Origin of the sequence: Novosphingobium organovorum, assembly GCF_022832435.1 — a bacterium.
Classification (GTDB): domain Bacteria; phylum Pseudomonadota; class Alphaproteobacteria; order Sphingomonadales; family Sphingomonadaceae; genus Novosphingobium; species Novosphingobium organovorum.
Map to the genome: position 1 here is coordinate 54,372 of NZ_JALHLF010000004.1, position 21,007 is coordinate 75,378.

The 21,007-nt window shown below is 66.8% G+C and carries 17 protein-coding genes; 9 read left to right on the forward strand and 8 right to left on the reverse strand.

Annotation, left to right across the window (positions count from 1 at the left end; all coding sequences use genetic code 11):
* Nucleotides 1–42 precede the first annotated feature (42 nt).
* From metK to MTR62_RS02180, 3 genes are all read left to right on the forward strand, one after another.
* The gene (gene metK / locus MTR62_RS02170; protein ID WP_244016638.1) at nt 43–1,257 is read left to right on the forward strand and encodes a methionine adenosyltransferase; all 1,215 of its coding nucleotides are present in this window, start codon (nt 43–45) and stop codon (nt 1,255–1,257) included.
* 108 nt (nt 1,258–1,365) lie between these two features.
* Complete coding sequence (gene trhO / locus MTR62_RS02175; protein WP_407672579.1) at nt 1,366–2,376, forward strand: oxygen-dependent tRNA uridine(34) hydroxylase TrhO; 1,011 nt, start codon at nt 1,366–1,368, stop codon at nt 2,374–2,376.
* The gene (locus MTR62_RS02180; RefSeq protein WP_244016639.1) at nt 2,373–3,002 is read left to right on the forward strand and encodes a glutathione S-transferase; all 630 of its coding nucleotides are present in this window, start codon (nt 2,373–2,375) and stop codon (nt 3,000–3,002) included. Before trhO ends, MTR62_RS02180 begins: the two co-directional genes overlap by 4 nt.
* A gap of 102 nt (nt 3,003–3,104) precedes the next feature.
* On the opposite strand, the gene MTR62_RS02185 is transcribed toward MTR62_RS02180, so the two are convergent.
* Nucleotides 3,105–3,989 (reverse strand): sulfurtransferase, encoded by an 885-nt coding sequence (locus tag MTR62_RS02185; RefSeq protein WP_244016640.1) that lies wholly within the window; start codon nt 3,987–3,989, stop codon nt 3,105–3,107.
* A 255-nt stretch (nt 3,990–4,244) separates the two neighbouring features.
* On the opposite strand from MTR62_RS02185, the gene MTR62_RS02190 reads away from it, so the two are divergent.
* Together MTR62_RS02190 and MTR62_RS02195 are read left to right on the forward strand one after the other, a co-directional pair.
* The gene (locus MTR62_RS02190; protein ID WP_244016641.1) at nt 4,245–6,308 is read left to right on the forward strand and encodes a S46 family peptidase; all 2,064 of its coding nucleotides are present in this window, start codon (nt 4,245–4,247) and stop codon (nt 6,306–6,308) included.
* A gap of 166 nt (nt 6,309–6,474) precedes the next feature.
* On the forward strand, nt 6,475–6,984 hold the full coding sequence (locus MTR62_RS02195; RefSeq protein ID WP_244016642.1) for a hypothetical protein: 510 nt from the start codon (nt 6,475–6,477) through the stop codon (nt 6,982–6,984).
* Nucleotides 6,985–6,986: 2 nt separating this feature from the next.
* Here MTR62_RS02195 and MTR62_RS02200 read toward each other — a convergent pair whose 3' ends face one another.
* The 3 genes from MTR62_RS02200 to MTR62_RS02210 are packed head-to-tail and all read right to left on the reverse strand — an operon-like array spanning nt 6,987 to nt 9,349.
* Nucleotides 6,987–7,961: an NAD-dependent epimerase/dehydratase family protein gene (locus MTR62_RS02200; protein ID WP_244016643.1), complete on the reverse strand. Its 975-nt coding sequence runs from the start codon at nt 7,959–7,961 to the stop codon at nt 6,987–6,989.
* Nucleotides 7,962–7,991: 30 nt separating this feature from the next.
* Entirely contained in the window at nt 7,992–8,642 is a 651-nt protein-coding gene (locus tag MTR62_RS02205; protein WP_244016644.1) for a CoA transferase subunit B, read from the reverse strand.
* Nucleotides 8,642–9,349, reverse strand: a complete 708-nt coding sequence (locus tag MTR62_RS02210; RefSeq protein WP_244016645.1) for a CoA transferase subunit A — start codon at nt 9,347–9,349, stop codon at nt 8,642–8,644. Before MTR62_RS02210 ends, MTR62_RS02205 begins: the two co-directional genes overlap by 1 nt.
* 95 nt (nt 9,350–9,444) lie before the next feature.
* Here MTR62_RS02210 and MTR62_RS02215 point away from each other — a divergent pair, with 95 nt between their 5' ends.
* From MTR62_RS02215 to MTR62_RS02225, 3 genes are all read left to right on the forward strand, one after another.
* Nucleotides 9,445–10,332 carry a LysR family transcriptional regulator gene (locus MTR62_RS02215; RefSeq protein WP_244016646.1) on the forward strand — a complete coding sequence of 296 codons (888 nt, stop codon included), beginning with the start codon at nt 9,445–9,447 and terminating at the stop codon, nt 10,330–10,332.
* A gap of 131 nt (nt 10,333–10,463) precedes the next feature.
* Nucleotides 10,464–11,246 (forward strand): universal stress protein, encoded by a 783-nt coding sequence (locus MTR62_RS02220; RefSeq protein WP_244016647.1) that lies wholly within the window; start codon nt 10,464–10,466, stop codon nt 11,244–11,246.
* Nucleotides 11,247–11,873: 627 nt separating this feature from the next.
* On the forward strand, nt 11,874–14,192 hold the full coding sequence (locus MTR62_RS02225; RefSeq protein WP_244016648.1) for a CDC48 family AAA ATPase: 2,319 nt from the start codon (nt 11,874–11,876) through the stop codon (nt 14,190–14,192).
* Nucleotides 14,193–14,403: 211 nt separating this feature from the next.
* Here the strand turns inward: MTR62_RS02225 and MTR62_RS02230 are convergent, their stop codons facing one another.
* Nucleotides 14,404–15,183 carry a glutaminyl-peptide cyclotransferase gene (locus MTR62_RS02230; protein WP_244016649.1) on the reverse strand — a complete coding sequence of 260 codons (780 nt, stop codon included), beginning with the start codon at nt 15,181–15,183 and terminating at the stop codon, nt 14,404–14,406.
* A gap of 112 nt (nt 15,184–15,295) precedes the next feature.
* On the opposite strand from MTR62_RS02230, the gene MTR62_RS02235 reads away from it, so the two are divergent.
* Entirely contained in the window at nt 15,296–16,120 is an 825-nt protein-coding gene (locus tag MTR62_RS02235) for a hypothetical protein (RefSeq protein ID WP_244016650.1), read from the forward strand.
* 11 nt (nt 16,121–16,131) lie between these two features.
* Here MTR62_RS02235 and MTR62_RS02240 read toward each other — a convergent pair whose 3' ends face one another.
* The 3 genes from MTR62_RS02240 to polA form a co-directional block, all read right to left on the reverse strand.
* Nucleotides 16,132–16,716, reverse strand: coding sequence for a hypothetical protein (locus MTR62_RS02240; protein WP_244016651.1), 585 nt, complete (start codon nt 16,714–16,716; stop codon nt 16,132–16,134).
* A gap of 58 nt (nt 16,717–16,774) precedes the next feature.
* Nucleotides 16,775–17,893 (reverse strand): mechanosensitive ion channel family protein, encoded by a 1,119-nt coding sequence (locus MTR62_RS02245; protein ID WP_244016652.1) that lies wholly within the window; start codon nt 17,891–17,893, stop codon nt 16,775–16,777.
* A gap of 184 nt (nt 17,894–18,077) precedes the next feature.
* A complete protein-coding gene (polA, locus tag MTR62_RS02250) occupies nt 18,078–20,918 on the reverse strand; it encodes a DNA polymerase I (RefSeq protein ID WP_244016653.1) in 2,841 nt (946 codons plus the stop codon).
* Nucleotides 20,919–21,007: the final 89 nt, after the last annotated feature.

Consider the following 21,007-nt stretch of genomic DNA (forward strand, 5'->3'; position numbering starts at 1 on the left):
AAGGCGCACTTAAAGAATTCTTTATATCCTAGGTGACTCTACATGCGTAGCGAATATGTCTTCACCTCCGAGAGTGTCTCGGAAGGCCACCCCGACAAGGTTTCGGACCAGATCTCGGACGCGATCGTCGACCTGTTCCTGTCCAAGGACCCCGAGGCGCGCGTCGCCTGCGAAACCCTGACCACGACGCAGAAGGTCGTTCTGGCCGGTGAGATCCGCTGCAAGGGCGTTTACGAAAACGGTGACTGGGCCCCCGGCGCGCTCGAGGAAATCGAGAAGGTCGTGCGCGAGACGGTCAAGGCGATCGGCTACGAGCAGGACGGCTTCCACTGGGAAACCTTCGACTTCGAAAACTACCTGCACGCACAGTCCGCGCACATCGCGCAGGGCGTCGATTCGAGCGGCAACAAGGACGAAGGCGCCGGCGACCAGGGCATCATGTTCGGCTACGCTTCGGTCGAGACCGAAGACCTGATGCCCGCCACGCTCGATTTCAGCCACAAGATCCTTCACCAGATGGCGCAGGACCGCAAGAGCGGTGCCGCCCCCTTCCTCGAGCCCGACGCCAAGAGCCAGGTCACGCTGCGCTACAAGGACGGCGTGCCCGTGGCCTGCACCGCGATCGTCGTGTCCACCCAGCACGCGCCGGGCTACGACAAGGGCGAGAAGGAAGCCGAACTCAAGGCCTACGTGAAGAGCGTGGTGGCCAAGGTCATCCCGGCTGAACTGCTGTCGGACCAGACCGTCTACCACATCAACCCCACCGGCTCGTTCGAGATCGGCGGCCCTGACGGCGATGCCGGCCTTACCGGCCGCAAGATCATCGTCGACACTTACGGCGGCGCGGCCCCGCACGGCGGCGGCGCGTTCTCGGGCAAGGACCCCACCAAGGTCGACCGTTCGGCGGCCTACGTCACGCGCTACCTCGCCAAGAACGTCGTCGCGGCGGGTCTTGCCAAGATGTGCACGATCCAGATCTCCTACGCCATCGGCGTCGCCCAGCCGCTGTCGCTCTATGTCGACACCAGCGGCACCGGCACCGTGGCCGACGAGGCGATCGAAGCGGCGATCACCAAGATCGCAGCCGAGAAGCTGGGCGGCCTGACCCCGCGCGGCATTCGCCTGGGCCTGGGCCTCAACAAGCCGATCTACAAGCCGTCGGCCGCCTACGGCCACTTCGGCCGCAAGGCGCAGGGCGACTTCTTCCCCTGGGAGCGCACCGACCTGGTCGAGGATCTCAAGGCCGCTGTGGCCTGATCCTGAAGCCATCGTAAATATTCGAAAAGGCCCGGCAGCCCACACGGCTGGCCGGGCCTTTTCACGCCCCCTCCCCTTGCGCGCGGGTTTGCGCTATGGGCGCGTCCGATGATGAACCCCGCCGATCTTCCGCCCACCGCGCACAACGCGCCGGTCTGCGTCGCCGCGCTCTACCAGTTCGCCCCCTTTGCCGATCACGCCGCCTTGCGCGCGCCGCTGGCGGCGCTGTGCGAGGCCGAAGGGATCAAGGGCACGCTGCTGCTGGCGCACGAGGGGATCAACGGCACCATTGCGGGCACGCATTCGGGCATTTCGTGCGTGATCGCGCATATTCGCGCCCTGCCGGGCTGCGGCGGGCTCGAGGTCAAGTATTCGGGTGCGCGCGAAATGCCGTTCCTGCGCATGAAGGTGCGCCTCAAGAACGAGATCGTGACCATGGGCGAGCCAGGCACCGATCCGCTCGCGACGGTGGGCACCTATGTCGCGCCCGAGGACTGGAACGCGCTCATCGCCGATCCCGCGACGATCGTGATCGACACCCGCAACGACTACGAAGTGGCGATCGGCACCTTCAAGGGCGCGATCGATCCCGAAACGGCAAGCTTTCGCGAGTTCCCGCAGTGGTTTCGCGAGCACCGCGAAACGCTGCTCGGCCAGGGCAAGGCGCCCAGGGTCGCCATGTTCTGCACCGGCGGCATCCGCTGCGAAAAATCGACCGCGTTCCTCAAGCAGGAGGGTGTCGAGGAGGTGTTCCACCTCAAGGGCGGCATCCTCAAGTACCTCGAGACGGTCAAGCCCGAGGACAGCCTGTGGCAGGGTGAATGCTTCGTGTTCGACAGCCGCGTGTCGGTCGGCCACGGGCTCGAACAGGGTGACTATTCGCTGTGCTACGCCTGCCGCGTTCCCCTGAGCGCGCAGGACCGCGCCTCGCCCTTCTATGAGGAAGGGGTGATGTGCCCGCACTGCCACGCGGCGCGCAGCGAGGAGCAGCGCGAACGCTACCGCGAACGCCACCGCCAGCAACAGCTCGCCCACGCGCGCGGCGAGGAACACATCGGCGTCAACCCCAAGTCCGGCGCGCGCGAAAAGACATCGGACGAAAGCCCCGACGCCGGATGAGCGCGGACCTGCCGGTTCTCTACAGCTTTCGCCGCTGCCCTTACGCCATGCGCGCCAGGCTCGCGGTGAAGGTCGCCGGACTGGCGTGCGCCTTGCGCGAAGTGAAGCTGGCCGCCAAGCCCGCCGCCATGCTCGACGCCTCGCCCAAGGGCACGGTGCCGGTGCTGGTGCTGCGCGATGGCACGGTGATTGCGCAGAGCCTCGACGTGATGCGCCACGCGCTCGCCCGGCATGATCCCGAAGGCTGGCTGGAACGCGATGACGCGGCGCTCGTGGCGCGCAACGACGGCGCCTTCAAGCACCATCTCGACCGCTACAAGTACCCCGAACGCCACGCCAGCGACCCGCTCGAACACCGCGCGGCGGGGTGCGCCATCCTCGCCGATCTCGACGCGCGCGTGGCGGCCAACGGCCAGCTCTGCGGCCCGACCCGCGGTCTTGCCGACATGGCGATCGTGCCCTTCGTGCGCCAGTTCGCCGCGACCGACCGCGCGTGGTTCGACGCACAGGACCTGCCCGCGCTGCGCCGCTGGCTCGACGGCCATCTGGCTTCGGAGCTGTTTGCCAGCGTGATGGACAAGTACGCGCCCTGGCAGCCGGGCGATGCGACGGTGCGGTTCGGGTAAGGGGAAGCGCAAGGCCCCGAAGGCCCCGAAGCCCCACCCCCGGACCCTCCCGCGAGCGGGAGGGGAGGCGACCCACGCGTTTACGCGGGCAAGCGCCCGGACTTACAGCTTGTGCCGGAACTCCCCCTCGCCCCAGGGTTCGCTTCCGGTGGCGACGGGGCGCGCCGGATCGGCGATCCATTCGCTCCACGAGCCGGGGTAGAGGAAGGCCCCCGAAAGTCCGGCCACTTCCATCGCCAGCGCGTTCTGGCACGCCGTCACCCCCGAACCGCACTGCAGGATCGCGGGCGCGCCGCCGAGCAGGTCCTCGAATTCGGCCCTGAGTTCGGCGGCACGGCGAAACGTCTCGTCCTCGGCCAGATTATCGCGAAAAAAACGACACTTGGCGCCGGGGATATGGCCGGCGACAGGGTCCATCGCCGCGTTTTCGCCGCGGAAACGGACCGGATCGCGCGCATCGAGCACTTGCGCCTCGCCGCCTTCGATGTTGGCCAGGACCTCCTCAGCGCTCACCGTGCCCGCAACCAGCGGCAGCCCCGGCGTGAAATCACCCGGCATGGCCTCGGGCGCATCACCCGCTTCAAGCTCGTGCCCGGCCGCGACCCAGGCCGTGCGCGCGCCGTCGAGCACCGCCACCTCGGCGTGGCCCATCCAGCGCAGCAGCCACCACAGCCGCGCCGCGCCCGCGTTGCCCATGCCGCCGTAAGCGATGACCTGCTGCCCGTTGTTGAGCCCCTGCGCGCGCAGCCAGGCGGCAAAGACCGCGCGGTCGGGCAAGGGATGGCGCCCGTTGGTGCCCGTCGCCTGACCCGACAGGTCCGTTTCCAGATCGGCGTGGCGCGCGCCCGGCACGTGGCCGATCCGGTAAGTGTCGCGCCCCGCGGCGGGCGCGGCCAGATCGAACCCGCAATCCAGGATCAGGATATCGGCCTCGGCCTCGATCAGGGCCTTGAGGTCATCGGCGGAGAGGAGCGTGCGGTAGGTCATCGCACCAGCCTAGCGTAGAGCCCCCGTCCCCGCCACCGGCAAACCACACCCCACCGGCCCGCGCGCACGCCCTATCGTTTGTCCTTCGCCGTTCGTCGATCTTCATCGCACCTTCGTCGAGCGCCAACGATACATTATATCATTATCCCCGGCCATCGCGGGCTTTTCACTGGACAGCGCGGGCCCGGCTTGGAAAACCGGCGCCATCCGCAAGGCGCCAACTGGCAGGCGCCAGCTGCAAGACGAGGACACCTCATGATCCCGCGCAAGACTTCCTTCCTCGCCGCCGCCAGCGCCTCGTGCGCGCTCGTGGCCGCGACCCTTTCCGTCACCGCCCGCGCCGATGAAGGCATGTGGACATTCGACGGCTTTCCCGCCGCCAGGATGAAGGCCGACTACGGCTGGGCGCCCGATCAGGCCTGGCTCGACAAGGTACGCGCCTCGGCCGTGCGCCTGACCGGCGGCTGCTCGGCCAGCTTCGTGTCCGATGCCGGCCTGATCCTGACCAACCACCACTGCGTCGCCTCGTGCCTCTACGACAATTCGTCGAGCGCGCAGGACCTGCTCGAACACGGCTTCACCGCCGCGCGGCTCGAGGACGAAAAGAAGTGCCCCGGCCAGCAGGCCGAAGTGGTGACCAGGATCACCGACGTCACCGATCAGGTAAAGGCCGCGATCGGCGCGCTCTCGGGCGAGGCGCTGACCAAGGCGCGCGACGCGAAGATTGCCGAGATCGAAGCGGCGGGCTGCTCCGACACCGCCAAGTTCCGCTGCCAGGTCGTCACCCTGTTCGGCGGCGGGCAGTACAAGCTCTATACCTACCGCAAGTATTCCGACGTGCGCCTGGTCTGGGCTCCGGAAGACCGCGCCGCGACCTTCGGCGGCGACCCCGACAACTTCAACTTCCCGCGCTACTCGCTCGACGGCTCGTTCCTGCGCGCCTACGAGAATGGCAAGCCGGTCAAGACCCCGGTCCACCTCACCTGGAACCCGCGCGCGCCCAAGGCCGACGAGGCGACCTTCGTGGTCGGCAACCCCGGTTCGACCTCGCGCCTCTACACCATGAGCCAGCTCGCCTTCGAGCGCGAAGTGCGCCTGCCGATCACGGTCGCCACGCTGTCCGAACTGCGCGGCCGCCTGATCCGCGCGATGGAGGAAAGCCCCGAGCACCAGCGCGAAGGGCTCGACCTGCTCAACGGCATCGAGAATTCGCTGAAAGTCTACATCGGGCGCACCAAGGCGCTCAACGATCCGGCCTTCACCGACAAACTCGCCGCCGCCGAACAGGCGCTCAAGGAAAAGAGCGCGGGCAACGCGGCGATCGGCGATCCCTGGGCGCAAGTGGACAAGGCGGTCGACGCCTACCGCACGCTCTACGTCCCCTACCGCTACGACGCGCCGACCAGCACGCTCTACGGCTACGCGCAGACGCTCGTCTTCGCCGCCGCCGAACGCGCCAAGCCCAACGCCGAGCGCCTGCCCGGCTACACCGATTCGGACCTGCCGCTGACCGAAAAGCGCCTGCTCGACCCGACCCCGCTCTACCCCTGGCTTGACCAGCTGGAAATGAGCTGGAGCCTGTCCAAGGCGCGCGAATACCTGGGCGTCGACGATCCGCAGAGCAAGCTCCTGCTCGGCAAGGAAAGCCCCGAAGGGCTGGCCGGGCGGCTGATTTCGGGCACCAGGCTCGCCGATCCGGCCTACCGCAAGCAGCTGTGGGAAGGCGGCGAAGCCGCGATCAAGGCCTCGGACGATCCGATGATCCAGTACGCGCTCCGGCTCGAGGCCAACCAGCGCAAGCTCAAGCAGGAAGTGGACGAGGCCTATGCCGGCCCGGTCACCCAGGCTGGGGCCAAGCTCGCCGACGCACGCTTTGCCGCCTACGGCGACAGCCTCTACCCCGACGCGACCTTCACCTTGCGCATCAGCTACGGCAAGGTCCACGGCTGGACCGAACGCGGCCACGAAGTGCCCTTCCAGACCACCATGGGCGGCACCTTCGATCGCGCGACGGGCGCCTCGCCATTCGACCTCGCCCCGGCCTTCGCCGCCCGGCAGAGCCAGATCGATCCCGCGATCACCTACGATTTCGTGACCACCAACGACATCATCGGCGGCAACTCGGGCTCGCCGGTGATCGACAAGGCGGGCACCGTGATCGGCGCGGCCTTCGACGGCAACATCCACTCGCTGGGCGGCAACTACGGCTACGACCCGGTGCTCAACCGCACCGTCGTGGTCTCCACCGCCGCGCTGCAGGAAGCGCTGGAGACGATCTACCCCGCACCGCGGATCGTGAAGGAACTCGCGGCGAAGTGAAGAAAAAGGAAGGTCCGAGGGCCAACGCCCTCGGGCTCCCCATACTGTCGACCCCACCTTTCTCGCGCACCGTCTGCTCCGGGAGGTCCGTCGACAGTAAGGGGGCAAGGGGTAATAACCCCTTGAATTCCTGTATTGCCACATTCCAACGCGTAGGATTACCCGGATGAAAGCCAGATTTGCGATCGTCCCGCTCCTCGCTCTGACCTTCCCATCCAGTGCCGCACTCGCGGCGAATACCTGCGACCTTCCCGAGACAGACTACATCGGCCCGTTGCACTCCGCGCTTGGCCAGCGCGCCGTGGAGGCCATCGACCTCGCAGCCGGGCCGCGCACGACGAAGTCAGACGGGGCGCTAGCCCGACGAATCGCTTCGGATGCGCCGGTATCGCTGGGCAGCGGCGATGTCGGACGGCCGCTGGGAACCGGCGCCGAGGGCCTGCGCCGTATGGTTCGCGAAATGCGCGCCGATCGGTATCGCCAATTTGGCTGGGACACCATTCCCACCCCGGTCAAGGATGCCTGCGGCGAGCAGACGATCGAAATGGAATTCACCGATACCACCGGGCAGCACGTCTATCCGGTAAAGTTCACCTTCCGCGAAGGCCGTATCACGCAAGTCTCAGGCTGGTCGCGCTCGTTCGTCGCCGGGCCGATCGCCGCAGTGCGCGACTGAACCTACTCCCCCGCCCCCAGCACGGGCGACATCCACGCGGGATCGTGCGCGAAGGGAAAGGGCGTGCCGTCGCGCAGGGCGGTGAGGATCGCGGCGAAATCATCCTGGGCCCGCCAGCCGAGGCGGCGCTGCGCGTGGGCGGGATCGTAGACGCGTTCGATCCGTTCGGGCAGCTCCCATCCGGCCGCGCGATAGAGGTCGGGAGCATCGGGAAAGGCGCGCGCGATCACCGCGCGGGCATCGCGGGCAAGTTCCCCCGCATCGGCGCGGGTAAAGGGCGGCGGGGCGCTCAGCACGAACGTCTCGCTGTTGTCCGGCCAGTGGGCGACGTCGGCCTCGAGCGCGGCGAGGTGCGCGCGCGCCGCATCGCCCACCGACAGGCGGCGGTGGAGATACTCGTTGGCCTTGAGATTGGGGCCGCACGGGCGCGCCAGCGTGTCGTCGTCCTCGGGAAAGAAGCGCCCCGTGCGCAGGATCGCAGTGGCCATCCCGCTTTCGCGCGCGATCAGGCGGCACAGGTTCTCGCCCGCCAGCTTGGTCACTCCGTAGATGTTGCGCGGGGCGAGCGGGCCGAAGCTCTCATCCATCCACCACGCGCCCTCAGGCCCCGCGCCGTCGCGCACGTCGGCGCGAACCATCAGCGAGGTGGTCGAGGTAAACACGAAGCGTTCGTGCCCCGCGGCAAGCGCCGCCTCGAGCAGGTTGAGCGTGCCGCTGGTGTTGACGTCGATGAAGGCCTGACGGGCAAACCGCGCGATGTCCGGCTTGTGGAGCGCGCCAGCGTGGACGATCACCTCGACCCCGAAGTCGGCGACGGTGCGAAAGACCAGCTCGCGATCGGCGACCGAGCCCAGCACCAGCGTATGCGGCCCGACCGCGACGTCGAGCCCGGTGACGGTATGCCCGCGCGCGGCGAGAAGAGGCGCCAGATGCCGCCCCAGCCAGCCCGACGATCCGGTCAGCAGAACATGGCTCATGCGCCTCTTCCTCCGTTTGAGCTGCGCGCCTCAGCTCAGGTAGTGCGCGCTCGTCTTGGCCGCGACTTCCTCTGCCGTCAAGCCCGGCGCCAGCTCGATCAGCCTGAACGGGCTGGCGTGGTCGGGCCGCTGGAACACGGCAAGGTCAGTGACGATCATGTCGACCACGTTCTTGCCGGTAAGCGGCAGCGTGCAGGCCGGGATGAACTTGGGATCGCCCGACTTGGAGCAGTGCTCCATGACCACGATGATCTTCTGCACGCCCGCAACGAGATCCATCGCGCCGCCCATGCCCTTGATCATCTTGCCCGGAATCATCCAGTTGGCGATGTCGCCGTTTTCGGCCACTTCCATCGCGCCCAGAACCGCGAGGTTGATGTGCCCGCCGCGGATCATGGCGAAACTGGTCGCGCTGTCGAAGTAGGCGGTCTGCGGCAGTTCGCTGACGGTCTGCTTGCCCGCGTTGATGAGATCGGGATCGACCTCGTCGGGATAAGGGAAAGGCCCGATGCCGAGCATCCCGTTTTCCGACTGGAGCGTGACCGTCATGCCCTCGGGCACGTAGTTGGCGACAAGCGTGGGAATGCCGATGCCGAGGTTGACGTAAAAGCCGTCCTCGAGCTCGCGCGCCGCGCGCGCGGCCATCTCATTGCGGTTCCAGCCTTTGGCTTGCTGCGACATCAGGCGCTCTCCCTCTCGCGGGTCGTCGTGAATTCGATCTTCTTGTCGTAGGGCGCACCGAGCACCAGCCGCTGGACGTAGACGCCGGGCAGGTGGATGTGATCGGGGTCGAGCGCACCGGTCGGCACGATTTCCTCGACTTCGACCACGCAGACCTTGCCGCAGGTCGCGGCCGGGACATTGAAATTGCGCGCGGTCTTGCGGAAGACCACGTTGCCGCTTTCGTCCGCCTTCCACGCCTTGACCACCGACAGGTCGGCGAAGATGCCTTCCTCGAGGATGTAGTCCTGCCCGCCGAAGCTCTTCACTTCCTTGCCCTCGGCAACCTGGGTGCCGACGCCCGTCTTGGTGTAGAAGCCCGGAATGCCCGCGCCGCCCGCGCGCAGGCGCTCGGCCAGCGTGCCCTGCGGGCAGAACTCGACCTCCAGCTCGCCCGAGAGGAACTGGCGCTCGAACTCCTTGTTCTCGCCCACGTAGGACGAAATCATCTTCTTCACCTGGTGGGTGCGCAGCAGCTTGCCGATGCCTTCGTTGTCGATGCCCGCGTTGTTCGAGGCAAACGTGAGACCCGTCACGCCCGAATCGCGGATTGCGTCGAGCAGCCTTTCGGGGATGCCGCATAGGCCGAAACCCCCGCTGGCGATCAGCATGCCGTCGCGCAGCAGGCCATCGAGCGCGGCTTCGGCGCTGGGATAGAGCTTCTTCATGAAAATCCTTCTCTCCAACTTCCGCGCGGAAGGGTACTCCGGCGATAGCATCAGAAATAGCGATTAATTTTTATCGATTATGATAAACAATCCTGATGAAACGGATTGCCCTCTTCCATCTCGAAACGCTCATGTGGATCGAGCGCCTCGGCACGTTCGCAGCGGCCGCGCAGCGCCTCCATACCACGCAACCCGCGATTTCGGCACGGGTTCGTGAGATCGAGGAGCAGCTCGGCCTTGCCCTGTTCCAACGCGAGGGACGCCGGATGGTTCTCACCGCGCGCGCGCGCCGCCTGATCCAGGCCTGCGAGCCCTTGTGCCACGAGCTTGAGCAGGCGCTGCTCGATGCGAGCGACTTTGCCGGTGCCTCGGGCACGGTGCGGATCGGCTCGGGCGAGATCGCGGCGGCCAGCTGCCTGCCCGGCTGGGTCCAGGCGATCGAGCGCGAACGCCCTGGCGTCACCATGGAGATCGAGCTCGACCTCACCGCCCGGCTCATGCAGGACCTGCTCGCCGGGCGGCGCGACATCGTGTTCCTTGCCGGGCCGGTCGCCAGCCCCGGCATCCAGACCGCGCCGATCGGCACGGTCGCGCTGGTCTGGGCGGCCAACCCCGCGCTGGCTGCGCGAGGCGGGCTCACCGCAGACCTGCCGATCTGGTCGCTGCCCGACCACTCCCCGCTCCACGCCGTCACCCACGAAACGCTCGACGCGGCCGGGATCACCCGCCCGCGCCTGCACACCTGCAACAACGTGCGCATGCTGATCGAGATCGTGGCGAGCGGGCGCGGCGCGGCGGTTCTGCCCGAAACGATGGTGCGCGAGGATCTGGCGCGCGGCCGCCTCGCCGAATGCCACCCGCGACCGGGCCGCGCGCTGGCCTTCGAGGCCGCGGTGCGCGCGCGCGAGCGCGATCCGGTGATCCTCGACCTGTTCGCCCGCGCCGCCGACCTGCGCATCGAGTCCGCCCCCCGCTCCCTGTAGCGCTGGAAACCTTTGCATTGCTCCCGCGCGCCGATTTTCCCTTGATCGGCAAGGCAATGTTTGATCTTCGTCATGGCCGATGATGAACCGTGGCTCTAGCCTTCTGGCCAGCCATATGGGGAGATAAGACCATGCGCTCGATACTCGTCAACGTAGACCGCAAGCCGGGCAGCGACGCCCGCGTCGAAACCGCGCTCAACCTTGCCCGCAAGACCAGCGGGCATGTCACCGCGCTCGTCGATACGCCCGTCGCGCGCTACATTGCGATGGACCCGATGGGCGGCAGCTACGTGATCTCCGACGCGCTCGACAAGGCACGCGCCGAGGATGACAGCGCCGCCGCCGAGACCGAGGCCAAGCTCGCGCGCAACGACGTCTCGTTCGACGTCCTGCGCAGCGAGGACGATCCGGTCAGCGCGCTGGCGACGATCGCGCGCCTGTCGGACCTGACCATCGTCTCGCGCTCGGGCGGGCTGGCGGGCGAACTCGCGCTCGTCTCGAACACCCCGGTCCTCGTGCTGAGCGATGAAAAGCCGATCGAATTCCCGATCCGCCGGGCCTGCATCGCGTGGGACGGCGGCGAACAGTCGGCCGCCGCGCTGCGCGCCTCGATCCCGCTGCTGGGCGATTGCCAGGTGGTCAAGGTGATCACCGTGGCCGAAAAGTCGGGCGGCTTTCCGGCTACCGACGCGCTGCGCTACCTCTCGCGTCACGGCATCCACGCCGAACTCGAGGAACACGAACGGCGCGGTTCGACCGAAGAGACGCTGGCCACCGCCGTCGCCCAGACCCATGCCGAGCTGCTGGTCATGGGTGCCTACGGCAAGAGCCGCTTCCGCGAATTCCTGTTCGGCGGCGTGACCGCCTACTTCCTTGAAGAAGGCAGCGCCCCCTCGCTCCTGCTCTCGCACTAATGCATTTTCCCGTCAGGTGAAAACCTGAGCGGGAAACGCTTCAGGACGACCCGAGGGGGAAGCGGAGCGCCTCCCTCTCCATCGGGCTCCAACCGCAAACAGGCCCGCAGCGCCACGGTGCTGCGGGCCTGTTTGCAGGTCCTGACCCACCTGCCGCAAAATTAGAACACGGCCACCGCTTTTTTGCAACGCAACAGACAAGGATTGCAAGATCGCCGTCACGGCCCCTTGCGGGTGAGCCCTCGCAACCCATTCCGAAAATCGATTCACCTTCAGAGATGGCGGAAATACGTGGCTCGCAACGTCCTAATTTCGCGCGCAATTCCATATGAGGCAACTCGCAGTGCGCCAAACGCAATAAAAAAGCACCACTTCGCACTTGCACAACGAACCGATTCGTCTCATAAAGAGCCTGCCTTTCAGGCATCCTCTCCCAAAACTTCCACGACCCGACCGGAAACGGCCGGGTCTTTTTTTGTCTGACAGACTTTTGTCTGCCAGACGGGCGCCCTTGCCTTAGGTTCGGTTTGAAAACACCGGGCGCGATACCTAGCTCCTTTGAACAAGCTCCTGCCCGACGGCCAAGCTGTGGCGCCGGGCAAGAGCCGTTGCTTCGAAAGGACAATCATGAGCGAGCCCGAATCCAGGGTCGACGAACGCGTAGTCCGGCTGCAAGTCGCAGCGGCGCGCCAGGAAGAAAGCGGCCAGGGCATTGCCCGCCTGTCGCGCGAATCGCTTGCCGCCATCAACGCCATGGAAGGCGACGTGCTGGAAATCACCGGCAAGTCGGTCACCGTCGCGCGCGCGGTCCTGGCCTATCCCGAGGATGAGGGACTCGAGGTCATCCGTCTCGACGGTCTCCAGCGCGGCAACGCCGAGGTTGGCTCGGGCGATCACGTCGGCGTGCGCAAGGCCGAATCGCGCCCCGCGCAGCGCGTCGTTTTCGCGCCCGCGCAGCGCGACATGCGCCTGCAGGGGCCGACGATCGCGCTCAAGCGCAACTTCTTCGCACGCCCGATGGTCCAGGGCGATCTCGTCGCCACCACCGGCCAGCAGCAGGTTGCCGACATTCCCCCGCAGCTGCGGCGCATGTTCAACGCGCCGGCCTATGCGCTGACGCAAATTCGCCTCAACGTCGTCTCGACCACCCCGCGCGGCATCGTCCACATCGACGAGAACACCGAAGTCGAACTGCGCGAGACTTTCGAGGAAGCGCATGAACCGCGCGGCGACGTCAACTACGACGACGTTGGCGGCATGGAGGACACCATCCGCCAGCTGCGCGAGATGGTCGAGCTGCCGCTGCGCTACCCCGAACTGTTCACGCGCCTGGGCGTCGCCCCGCCCAAGGGCGTACTGCTCCACGGCCCGCCGGGAACCGGCAAGACGCGCCTTGCCCAGGCCGTCGCCAACGAGAGCGAGGCGAGCTTCTTCTCGATCAACGGCCCCGAAATCATGGGTTCGGGCTATGGCGAGAGCGAAAAGCACCTGCGCGACGTGTTCGAGGAAGCGACCAAGGCCGCGCCCGCAATCGTGTTCATCGACGAGATCGACTCGATCGCCCCCAAGCGCGACCAGGTTCACGGTGAAGCCGAAAAGCGCCTCGTCGCCCAGTTGCTCACGCTGATGGACGGGCTCAACAGCCGCGCCCACGTCGTCGTCATCGCGGCCACCAACCGGCCCGATGCAATCGACGAGGCGCTGCGCCGCCCCGGCCGGTTCGACCGCGAAATCGTGATCGGTGTCCCCGACGAAAGCGGGCGGCGCGAGATTCTGGCGATCCACACCCGCGGCATGCCGCTGGGCGAGAAGGTCTCGCTGCAGGAACTGGCGCGCACCACGCACGGTTTCGTCGGCGCGGACCTCGCCGCGCTCACCCGCGAGGCCGCGATCGAGGCGGTGCGCCGGATCATGCCCCGGCTCGACCTGGAGGCCCGCGCGATCCCGCCCGAAGTGCTCGAAAACCTCTCGGTCGAGCGCGATGACTTCATCGCCGCGCTCAAGCGCGTCCAGCCTTCGGCGATGCGCGAGGTCATGGTCCAGGTGCCCCAGATCGGCTGGTCGGACATCGGCGGGCTCGACGAGGCGCAGTTGAAGCTCAAGGAAGGCATCGAGCTGCCGCTCAAGAACCCCGAGGCGTTCCATCGCCTCGGCATCCGCGCGGCCAAGGGCTTCCTGCTCTACGGCCCGCCGGGCACGGGCAAGACGCTGCTGGCCAAGGCGGTGGCCAAGGAGGCGGAAGCCAACTTCATCTCGATCAAGTCCTCCGACCTGCTGTCCAAGTGGTACGGCGAGAGCGAACAGCAGATCGCCCGGCTCTTCGCGCGCGCGCGCCAGGTCGCGCCGTGCGTGGTGTTCATCGACGAGATCGACAGCCTCGTCCCCGCGCGCGGCATGGGCGGGGGCGGCCTGGGCGAGCCGCAGGTGACCGCCCGCGTGGTCAACACGATCCTGGCGGAAATGGACGGCATGGAGGAGCTGCAATCGGTGGTCCTGGTCGGCGCGACGAACCGGCCCGGCCTCGTCGATCCGGCGCTGCTGCGCCCCGGACGGTTCGACGAACTGGTCTATGTCGGCACGCCCGATACGGCTGGCCGCGAGCACATCCTGGGCATCCACACGGCGGCCATGCCGCTGGCCCCGGACGTCTCGCTCGCGACCATCGCCAAGCGCACCGAGCGTTTTACCGGCGCCGACCTCGAAGACGTGGTGCGCCGCGCCGGCCTCATCGCCATCCGCAAGGCGGGCGCGGCGGTCGAAGCGGTGTCGATGGCCGACTTCGAGGACTCGCTCGAGGACGCGCGCGCCACCGTCTCGGCCGAGATGGAGACCGAATACGCCAAGATGAAGGGCGAACTGAAGAAGCGCGCGATGGAAGTCGCCCCGATCGGCTTCATCGCGCCCGGCATGGTCGAGCCGACCCGCGCGAACAAGCACGGGGATTGAGACAGGACTGGAGACCCGCACCTCTCTCATCCGGCAAGGCGCGAGAGAGGTGCGGGTCTCCAGTCCACAGGGCCAAGAGCGATCGATCCAATGCAATCGGAGCGATCGCTCTTGGCCTTTGTTTTTACGCATTTTCTGAACCGTCAGGTGATTTCACCTGACTGGAAAACGCTCAAGGGATGGTAAATCCCTTAAATCCCTTTCTTCTATCTCAGGAACACTTCGGCGTAATCTGGTACAGCTTGTCCCAGTCCTTGCCCGTCACGAAGATCCGCTTCCTTGCCGCATCATAAGCGATGCCGTTAAGCACATCGTCACTGGTGCGCGCCCCGCTTTTGGCCGCGAGCCCCGACAGATCGACCCAGCTCTTGACCGCGCCGCTCGCCGGATCGATCCGCGCGATGCGATCGGTCATCCACACGTTGGCCCAGATTTCCCCATCGATCCATTCCAGTTCGTTGAGCATGGGCACTGGCTCACCCGCGTCGGTGACCGCGATCGTCCCGGTGCGCTTGAAGGTCGCGGGATCGCGCAGGATGAGGTTGGCCGAACCGTCGCTCTGGTAAATCGTGCCGTCGTGGATGGTCATGCCCCAGCCCTCGCCCGAGAAGGGAAACAGGGTGATCGGCTTCAGGGTCTTGCGATCCCAGCGATAGCCCAGCCCGTCGCGCCAGGTGAGGCTGATGATCTGGTCGCCCCAGGCCACCGAACCTTCGCCGAAGAAGGTGGGATCGACCTGGCCTTCGCGGATCGGCGTGGTGCTCTCCAGCGTGCGCGTATAGACGCGCGACTGGCCCTTTTGCCCGGTGCTTTCGTAAAGCACGCCGTCGGCGAAGAAGAGCCCTTCGGTGAAGGCTTGCGGATCGTGCGGATAGGTCGCCAGGACCGAATAGGAACACACCGGCGTCGCCTTGGCCGTACAGGCGCACAGGCCCGTCAGGAGGAGGCCCAGAAGCGCGCGCGCCAGCGGCGTGGAGGAAGCAAGGGTCATAGCGCCTAGCTGCCTAACCCCTGCGACTTGCGCAAGCCTGAACGCGTGCAGACGGGCGCGCTTCTCCCCCTTTCGCACGCCTGCAACAATCGCGCGGCAGGACTGTGCATCCATGCTGGCACGCCTGCTCCCCCTGATCGCTCTTGCCGCCCTTTGCGGCCCCGCCGCCGCCCTTGCGCAAGACAGCGCGCCCTCCCCGGCTCCGGCGCCGGTCACGCTGCGCTTTCACGCCGCACAGGCGCACCAGGGCGCGGCGTCCGACGGCACCTACTTTTACGCGATCAGCAACGATGCGATCGGCAAGTACCGCATCGCGACCGGCGAACAGGTCGCCGAGTGGCACGGCCAGCCGCGCCTCTTCCCGCACATGAACAGCTGCACCGTGGTGGGCCACCAGCTGGTCTGCGCGGCCTCAAACTACCCGGCCCTCCCGCAGACGAGCGCGGTCGAATTCTTCGACACGCGCACGATGACGCACCTTCGCACGGTAAGTCTCGGGCTGTTGCAGGGCTCGCTCACGGTGATGGACCGGCACGCCGGGCACTGGTGGGCGGTGCTCGCCAACTACACCGGCAAGGGCGGCGATCCCGCGCGCGGCGCGGCCTTCACCCAGCTGGTCCAGATGGACGCTGCGTTCCACCCCGAACAAGCCTGGGTCTTTCCCGAAGCCGTGCTGGCGCGCATGGCGCCCAAGAGCTGCTCGGGACTGAGCTGGGGGCCAGACGGCTACATCTACGCGACCGGCCACGACCGGCCCGAAGTCTACGTGCTGCGCCTGCCCGAGGCGGGCTCGAGCCTCGAACTGGTGACCACGCTCGGCCTCGCCAGCGCCGGTCAGGCGATCGACTGGGACCCCAAGGCACCGCGCCGCCTGTGGTCGATCGGACGCGGGGACGGCGAAGTTCTGGCCAGTACGATGCCGCAAGTGCGCCAGTAGCGAAGGCCCGATCAGGGCGCGCGCTCGATCCACCACTTGCGCAGCCCCTGCACCAGAGCGCCGGCGACGGCGAGGCCCCCAAGGACCAGCCACAGGCGCCCCCATCCGTGCAAGAGGTCGGTCGATCCGCTGATCTTCCACAGCATCAGCCCGACCAGAACGGGTGCTCCAAACACTTGCGGATAGGTGATGCGCGCCAGATTGCGCCGACGCACGATCGCTTTGGAACAGGCCTCTCCCACCGCGGCTCGCCCGGCCAGCCTGCGGACAGGGCGAGTCCAGTTCCAATGGGTTGCGGCGAAGATCACGATCAAAATCACCACACAGATGGCCCAGATCGCCGAGTCGTCCATGCCTTTGCCCGAAGCCCCGAAGAGCAGCATCGCCGCGCCGATCAGCGCAAGACCAAATCCAGCCGCCAGGATCGGCAACCGTTTCTGCCGCTGCTGGTAAACCGCCACGAAGGCATCGCGCTCGTCCGCGCTGACCGGAATCGGCGCGCCCTTCAGGCTGCGCCGGTAGAGATAGCCGTGCTCCACCGGCTCGAACTGATCCGCGAAAGTGTCAAGGCTCAGGCGTGTGAAACGGTCCCTCATGGCCTTGAAGGTTTCATCGAATTTTCGCGCGTTTGCAATATCCTATCGCACAATTCGCCTACATCTGCGCGAGCGCCGCCGCCGAGGGAGCGCCCAGTCCCGCGAGTTCGACCGGGGCTACCGGGGCGAGGCGGTTGCGCACGATCGCCTCGGGCATTTCGGCGGCTAGCCACTGGATCAGCGCCTCGCGCACGTCGCAGCGCAGATCGAACAGGGTGGGGCTGTCCTTGGCGGTGACGAGGAAGCGCACCTCGATCGCATCGCGGGTCAGTTCGGTCACCTGCATGTGCCGGACGCGCCCGTCCCAGCGCTCGTTCGCCGCGACGATCTCCAGAAACTTCGCGCGGATCGGGTCGAGCCGGGTTGCCGGATCGACATAGAGCATGACCGTCCCCATCAGCTGCGAGGTGGTCTTGGTCCAGTTCTGGAAGATTTCCTCGAGGAACTTGTTGGTGGGCACCACCAGCCGCCGCTCGTCCCAGACCTTGACCACGACGTAGGTCGTCTTGATTTCCTCGACCCAGCCCCATTCGTCCCCGATGATGATCGCATCGCCGATGACCACGGGTTCGGTCAGCGCCATCTGAAAACCCGAGATGAGCGCCTTCAGGGCCGGCTGCGCCGCCGCGCCGACCGCGAGAGCCGCGAGGCCCGCCGAAGCCATCAGCGTCACCCCGATGTCACGCACACCGGGGATCGAGAGCAGCATGAGCGAGATCGTCACGAAGACGATGCAGAACGTCGCGATGCGCCCGAAGATCGTCACGCGCGTGCGCTTGCGCCGGTTGCGGCGGTTGTCGGCCATCGAGATGTCCGCGCGCAGCACCATCGCCTCGACGAAGGCGTTGAGGATGGCCAGCGCCATCCAGCCGACCATCATCGGCATGACGAGCCCGCCCAGGCGTTGCCAGACATCGTCCAGCGCGGGTGTCTCGCGCGCGGCGAGCACGATGGCGAGCGCGACCAGCGCCCAGCGGCTGGGCCGGGCGAGCCGTTTGACCACCAGATTATCGGAATCGCTCTCGCTCGCCTTGGCAAAGCGTCTGAGCAGGCGGAACAGCACGCTGTGCAGGAGCAGCGCGATGGTGACCGCGATCACGGTCACGATCAGGGCGACGATCGTCTGTTGCAGCCAGTCCGGCAGCTCACCGATCAGGTTCTGAAGCGCGTCGGTCATTCCCCACAAACTATGCTGCGACGCAGCGGTTGCAAGTGCGAAGGACCTTTCGGACGAAGCGGGGCACGATCGCGATTAAGACCTGACCCGCTGCGACGCGCCGAAGACGTGACACCTTACTTCTCCCCTCCCGCTCGCGGGAGGGGCCGGGGGTGGGCCTTGACGCCAGCCCACCCCCTCGAAATCAGTGCGCCGCGCCCCAGCTCGCGCCCGAGCCGATTTCGACGCCGAGCGGTACGGTAAGCGCCACCGCTGGCCCCGCCGCCTCGGCCATGACCCGCTCGATCACCGCCGAGGCCGCCGCCACGTCGCCTTCGGGCATTTCGAAGACCAGTTCGTCGTGCACCTGCAGGAGCATACGCACGTGGCCCAGCCCCGCGTCCTCGAGCGCGGGCATCATGCGCGCCATCGCGCGCTTGATGATGTCCGCGCAGGTGCCCTGGATCGGCGCGTTGATCGCGGCGCGCTCGGACCCCTGACGTTCGGCCCCATTCTTCGAATTGATACGCGGAAACCAGGTCTTGCGGCCAAAGAGCGTTTCCGAATAGCCCTTCTCACGAACGCCCTCGAGCGTTGCGACGATGTATTTCTGGATGCCGGGAAAGCGTTCGAAGTAACGGTCGATCATCGCCTGCGCCTCATCGGCATCGACGCCCAGACGCCCCGCGAGGCCCCAGCGCGAAATGCCGTAGAGGATCGCGAAGTTGATCGTCTTCGCGCGCCCGCGGGTGTCGCGGTTGACCTCGCCGAACAGTTCCTGCGCGGTGCGCGCGTGGATGTCCTCGCCCTGTTCGAAGGCTTCGCGCAAGGAAGGCACGTCGGCCATGTGCGCGGCGAGGCGCAGCTCGATCTGCGAATAGTCCGCCGCGACCAGGACATGGCCTTCGTCGGCCACGAAGCAGTCGCGGATCTGGCGCCCGATCTCGGTGCGGATCGGGATGTTCTGCAGGTTGGGGTCGGTCGAGGACAGGCGCCCGGTCTGCGCGCCGACCAGGCTGTAGCTGGTGTGGACACGCCCCGTCCTGGGGTTGATCGCGGCCTGCAGCGCCTCGGTATAGGTCGAGCGCAGCTTGGAGAGCTGGCGCCATTCGAGCACCTTGGTGGCGACGTGCGCGCCCTCCTCGGCGAGGCGTTCGAGCACCGACTGGTCGGTCGAATACTGGCCCGACTTGCCCTTCTTGCCGCCCTTGTAGCCCAGCTTGTCGAACAGGATCTCACCCAGCTGCTTGGGGCTGCCGATGGTGAATTCCTGACCCGCCGCGGCGTGGATTTCCTTTTCGAGCGCGCCAATGGTCTCGGCGAACTGCGCCGAGAGCCCGGCCAGCTTCTCGCGGTCGACCTTGATGCCGTGGCGCTCCATTTGGGCGACAACCGGGATCAGCGGACGGTCGACGCGCTGGTAGATGCGCGTGCCACCCTCGTCCGAGAGGCGCGGGGCAAGCAGCGTGTGGAGCCGCCAGGTGACGTCGGCGTCCTCGGCCGCGTAGTGCGTCGCCTTGTCGAGCGGAACCTCGCCAAAGGGGATCGCCTTCTTGCCGGTGCCGCACACGTCCTTGAACGCCATCGGCTTGTGGCCGAGGTGGCGTTCGGACAGCTCGTCCATGCCGTGGCCCCCACCGATCCCGTCGGTTCCGCGACCGGCGTCGAGGCAGAAACTCTCGATCATCGTGTCGTCGATCGGCGTGACGGTAATGCCGTAGCGCGCGAGGACGTTGAGATCGTACTTGATGTTCTGGCCGATCTTGAGAACCGCATCATCCTCGAGCAAGGGCTTGAGGAGAGCGATCGCCGTCTCGAGCGGCACCTGCTCGGGCTTTTCGGCGAACATGTCGCTGCCGCCGTGGCCGAGCGGAATGTAGCACGCCTGATTGGGGCCGATGGCAAGGCTCACGCCGACAAGGTCCGCCTGCATCGCATCGAGCGCCGAGGTCTCGGTATCGACCGCAAGGACATGCGCGGCCCGGGCTTTGGCCACCCACGCCTCGAGCGCGGCGACGCTCTGCACGCATTCGTAGGCCGCGTAATCGATCGCGGGCATTTCGGGCAACGGCTGGCGATCGGCGCCCTCGCCCGAGCCCGCCGCCGCCGTCTGCGCCTTGGCAGGGTTGAGGTCGGTCGTCTTCGAAGGGCTGCCGGTGCCCGTCTCAAGGCGCTTGAGCAGGCTGGTGAAACCGTGCTTGCCCAGGAACGCGGCCAGCGGTTCGGGCGGGATCGCGCGCAGCTTCACGTCCTCAAGCGCGATCGGCAGCGCGCAATCCTCCTTGAGCGCGACCAGCACGCGCGACAGCCGCGCCTGGTCCGCCTGCTCGATCAGGCGTTCCTTGAGCTTGGACTTCTTCATCTCGGGCGCGGCGGCCAGCACGGCTTCCAGGTCTCCATGCTCCTGGATCAGCTTGGTCGCCGTCTTGGGGCCGACGCCGAAGACGCCCGGCACGTTGTCCACCGCATCGCCCATCAGCGCCAGCACGTCGCCCACCTTGTCGGGCGTCACGCCGAACTTCTCGGCCACTTCGGGAAGATCGATGCGCAGGTTCTTCATCGTATCGAGCATGTCGACCTTGCCGCCCCCCTCGGCGCAGGTGCCGACAAGCTGCATGAGGTCCTTGTCCGAGGACACGATCGTCACGTCCCAGCCCTGGCGCGCCGCAGCGCGCGCGTAGGACGCGATGAGATCGTCCGCCTCGTAGCCCTGTTCCTCGATGCATGGCAGCGAAAAGGCGCGCGTGGCGTCGCGGATCAGCGGGAACTGCGGGACCAGATCCTCGGGAGGCGGGGGGCGGTTGGCCTTGTAGTCGGCGTAGATGTCGTTGCGAAACGACTTGCTGCCCGCATCGAGGATCACCGCCATGTGGGTCGGCCCCTCGGCCTTGTCGAGATCCTCGGCCAGCTTCCACAACATGGTGGTGTAGCCATAGACCGCGCCCACCGGCGTCCCTTCGGGATCGGTCAGCGGGGGAAGGCGGTGGTAGGCCCGGAAGATGTAGGCCGAACCGTCGACGAGGTAGAGGTGCTGCTTGGAATCCATGGCCCCAGCCCTAGCAGCGCTTTGCCCCAGCGTCAGCAGGCGCGCGCCACGCTTTGTGGGGAAAGCTTGGCCTTGCGGGAACCATCCGT

What these genes read in the sequence shown, in the direction of transcription:
- trhO (WP_407672579.1), top strand. Translation starts at nt 1,366, where the DNA reads ATGATGAACCCCGCCGATCTTCCGCCCACCGCGCACAACGCGCCGGTC.
- metK (WP_244016638.1), top strand. Translation starts at nt 43, where the DNA reads ATGCGTAGCGAATATGTCTTCACCTCCGAGAGTGTCTCGGAAGGCCAC.
- MTR62_RS02180 (WP_244016639.1), top strand. Translation starts at nt 2,373, where the DNA reads ATGAGCGCGGACCTGCCGGTTCTCTACAGCTTTCGCCGCTGCCCTTAC.
- MTR62_RS02210 (WP_244016645.1), bottom strand. Translation starts at nt 9,349, where the DNA reads ATGAAGAAGCTCTATCCCAGCGCCGAAGCCGCGCTCGATGGCCTGCTG.
- MTR62_RS02230 (WP_244016649.1), bottom strand. Translation starts at nt 15,183, where the DNA reads ATGACCCTTGCTTCCTCCACGCCGCTGGCGCGCGCGCTTCTGGGCCTC.
- MTR62_RS02195 (WP_244016642.1), top strand. Translation starts at nt 6,475, where the DNA reads ATGAAAGCCAGATTTGCGATCGTCCCGCTCCTCGCTCTGACCTTCCCA.
- MTR62_RS02185 (WP_244016640.1), bottom strand. Translation starts at nt 3,989, where the DNA reads ATGACCTACCGCACGCTCCTCTCCGCCGATGACCTCAAGGCCCTGATC.
- polA (WP_244016653.1), bottom strand. Translation starts at nt 20,918, where the DNA reads ATGGATTCCAAGCAGCACCTCTACCTCGTCGACGGTTCGGCCTACATC.
- MTR62_RS02240 (WP_244016651.1), bottom strand. Translation starts at nt 16,716, where the DNA reads ATGAGGGACCGTTTCACACGCCTGAGCCTTGACACTTTCGCGGATCAG.
- MTR62_RS02245 (WP_244016652.1), bottom strand. Translation starts at nt 17,893, where the DNA reads ATGACCGACGCGCTTCAGAACCTGATCGGTGAGCTGCCGGACTGGCTG.
- MTR62_RS02200 (WP_244016643.1), bottom strand. Translation starts at nt 7,961, where the DNA reads ATGAGCCATGTTCTGCTGACCGGATCGTCGGGCTGGCTGGGGCGGCAT.
- MTR62_RS02235 (WP_244016650.1), top strand. Translation starts at nt 15,296, where the DNA reads ATGCTGGCACGCCTGCTCCCCCTGATCGCTCTTGCCGCCCTTTGCGGC.
- MTR62_RS02205 (WP_244016644.1), bottom strand. Translation starts at nt 8,642, where the DNA reads ATGTCGCAGCAAGCCAAAGGCTGGAACCGCAATGAGATGGCCGCGCGC.
- MTR62_RS02215 (WP_244016646.1), top strand. Translation starts at nt 9,445, where the DNA reads ATGAAACGGATTGCCCTCTTCCATCTCGAAACGCTCATGTGGATCGAG.
- MTR62_RS02190 (WP_244016641.1), top strand. Translation starts at nt 4,245, where the DNA reads ATGATCCCGCGCAAGACTTCCTTCCTCGCCGCCGCCAGCGCCTCGTGC.
- MTR62_RS02220 (WP_244016647.1), top strand. Translation starts at nt 10,464, where the DNA reads ATGCGCTCGATACTCGTCAACGTAGACCGCAAGCCGGGCAGCGACGCC.
- MTR62_RS02225 (WP_244016648.1), top strand. Translation starts at nt 11,874, where the DNA reads ATGAGCGAGCCCGAATCCAGGGTCGACGAACGCGTAGTCCGGCTGCAA.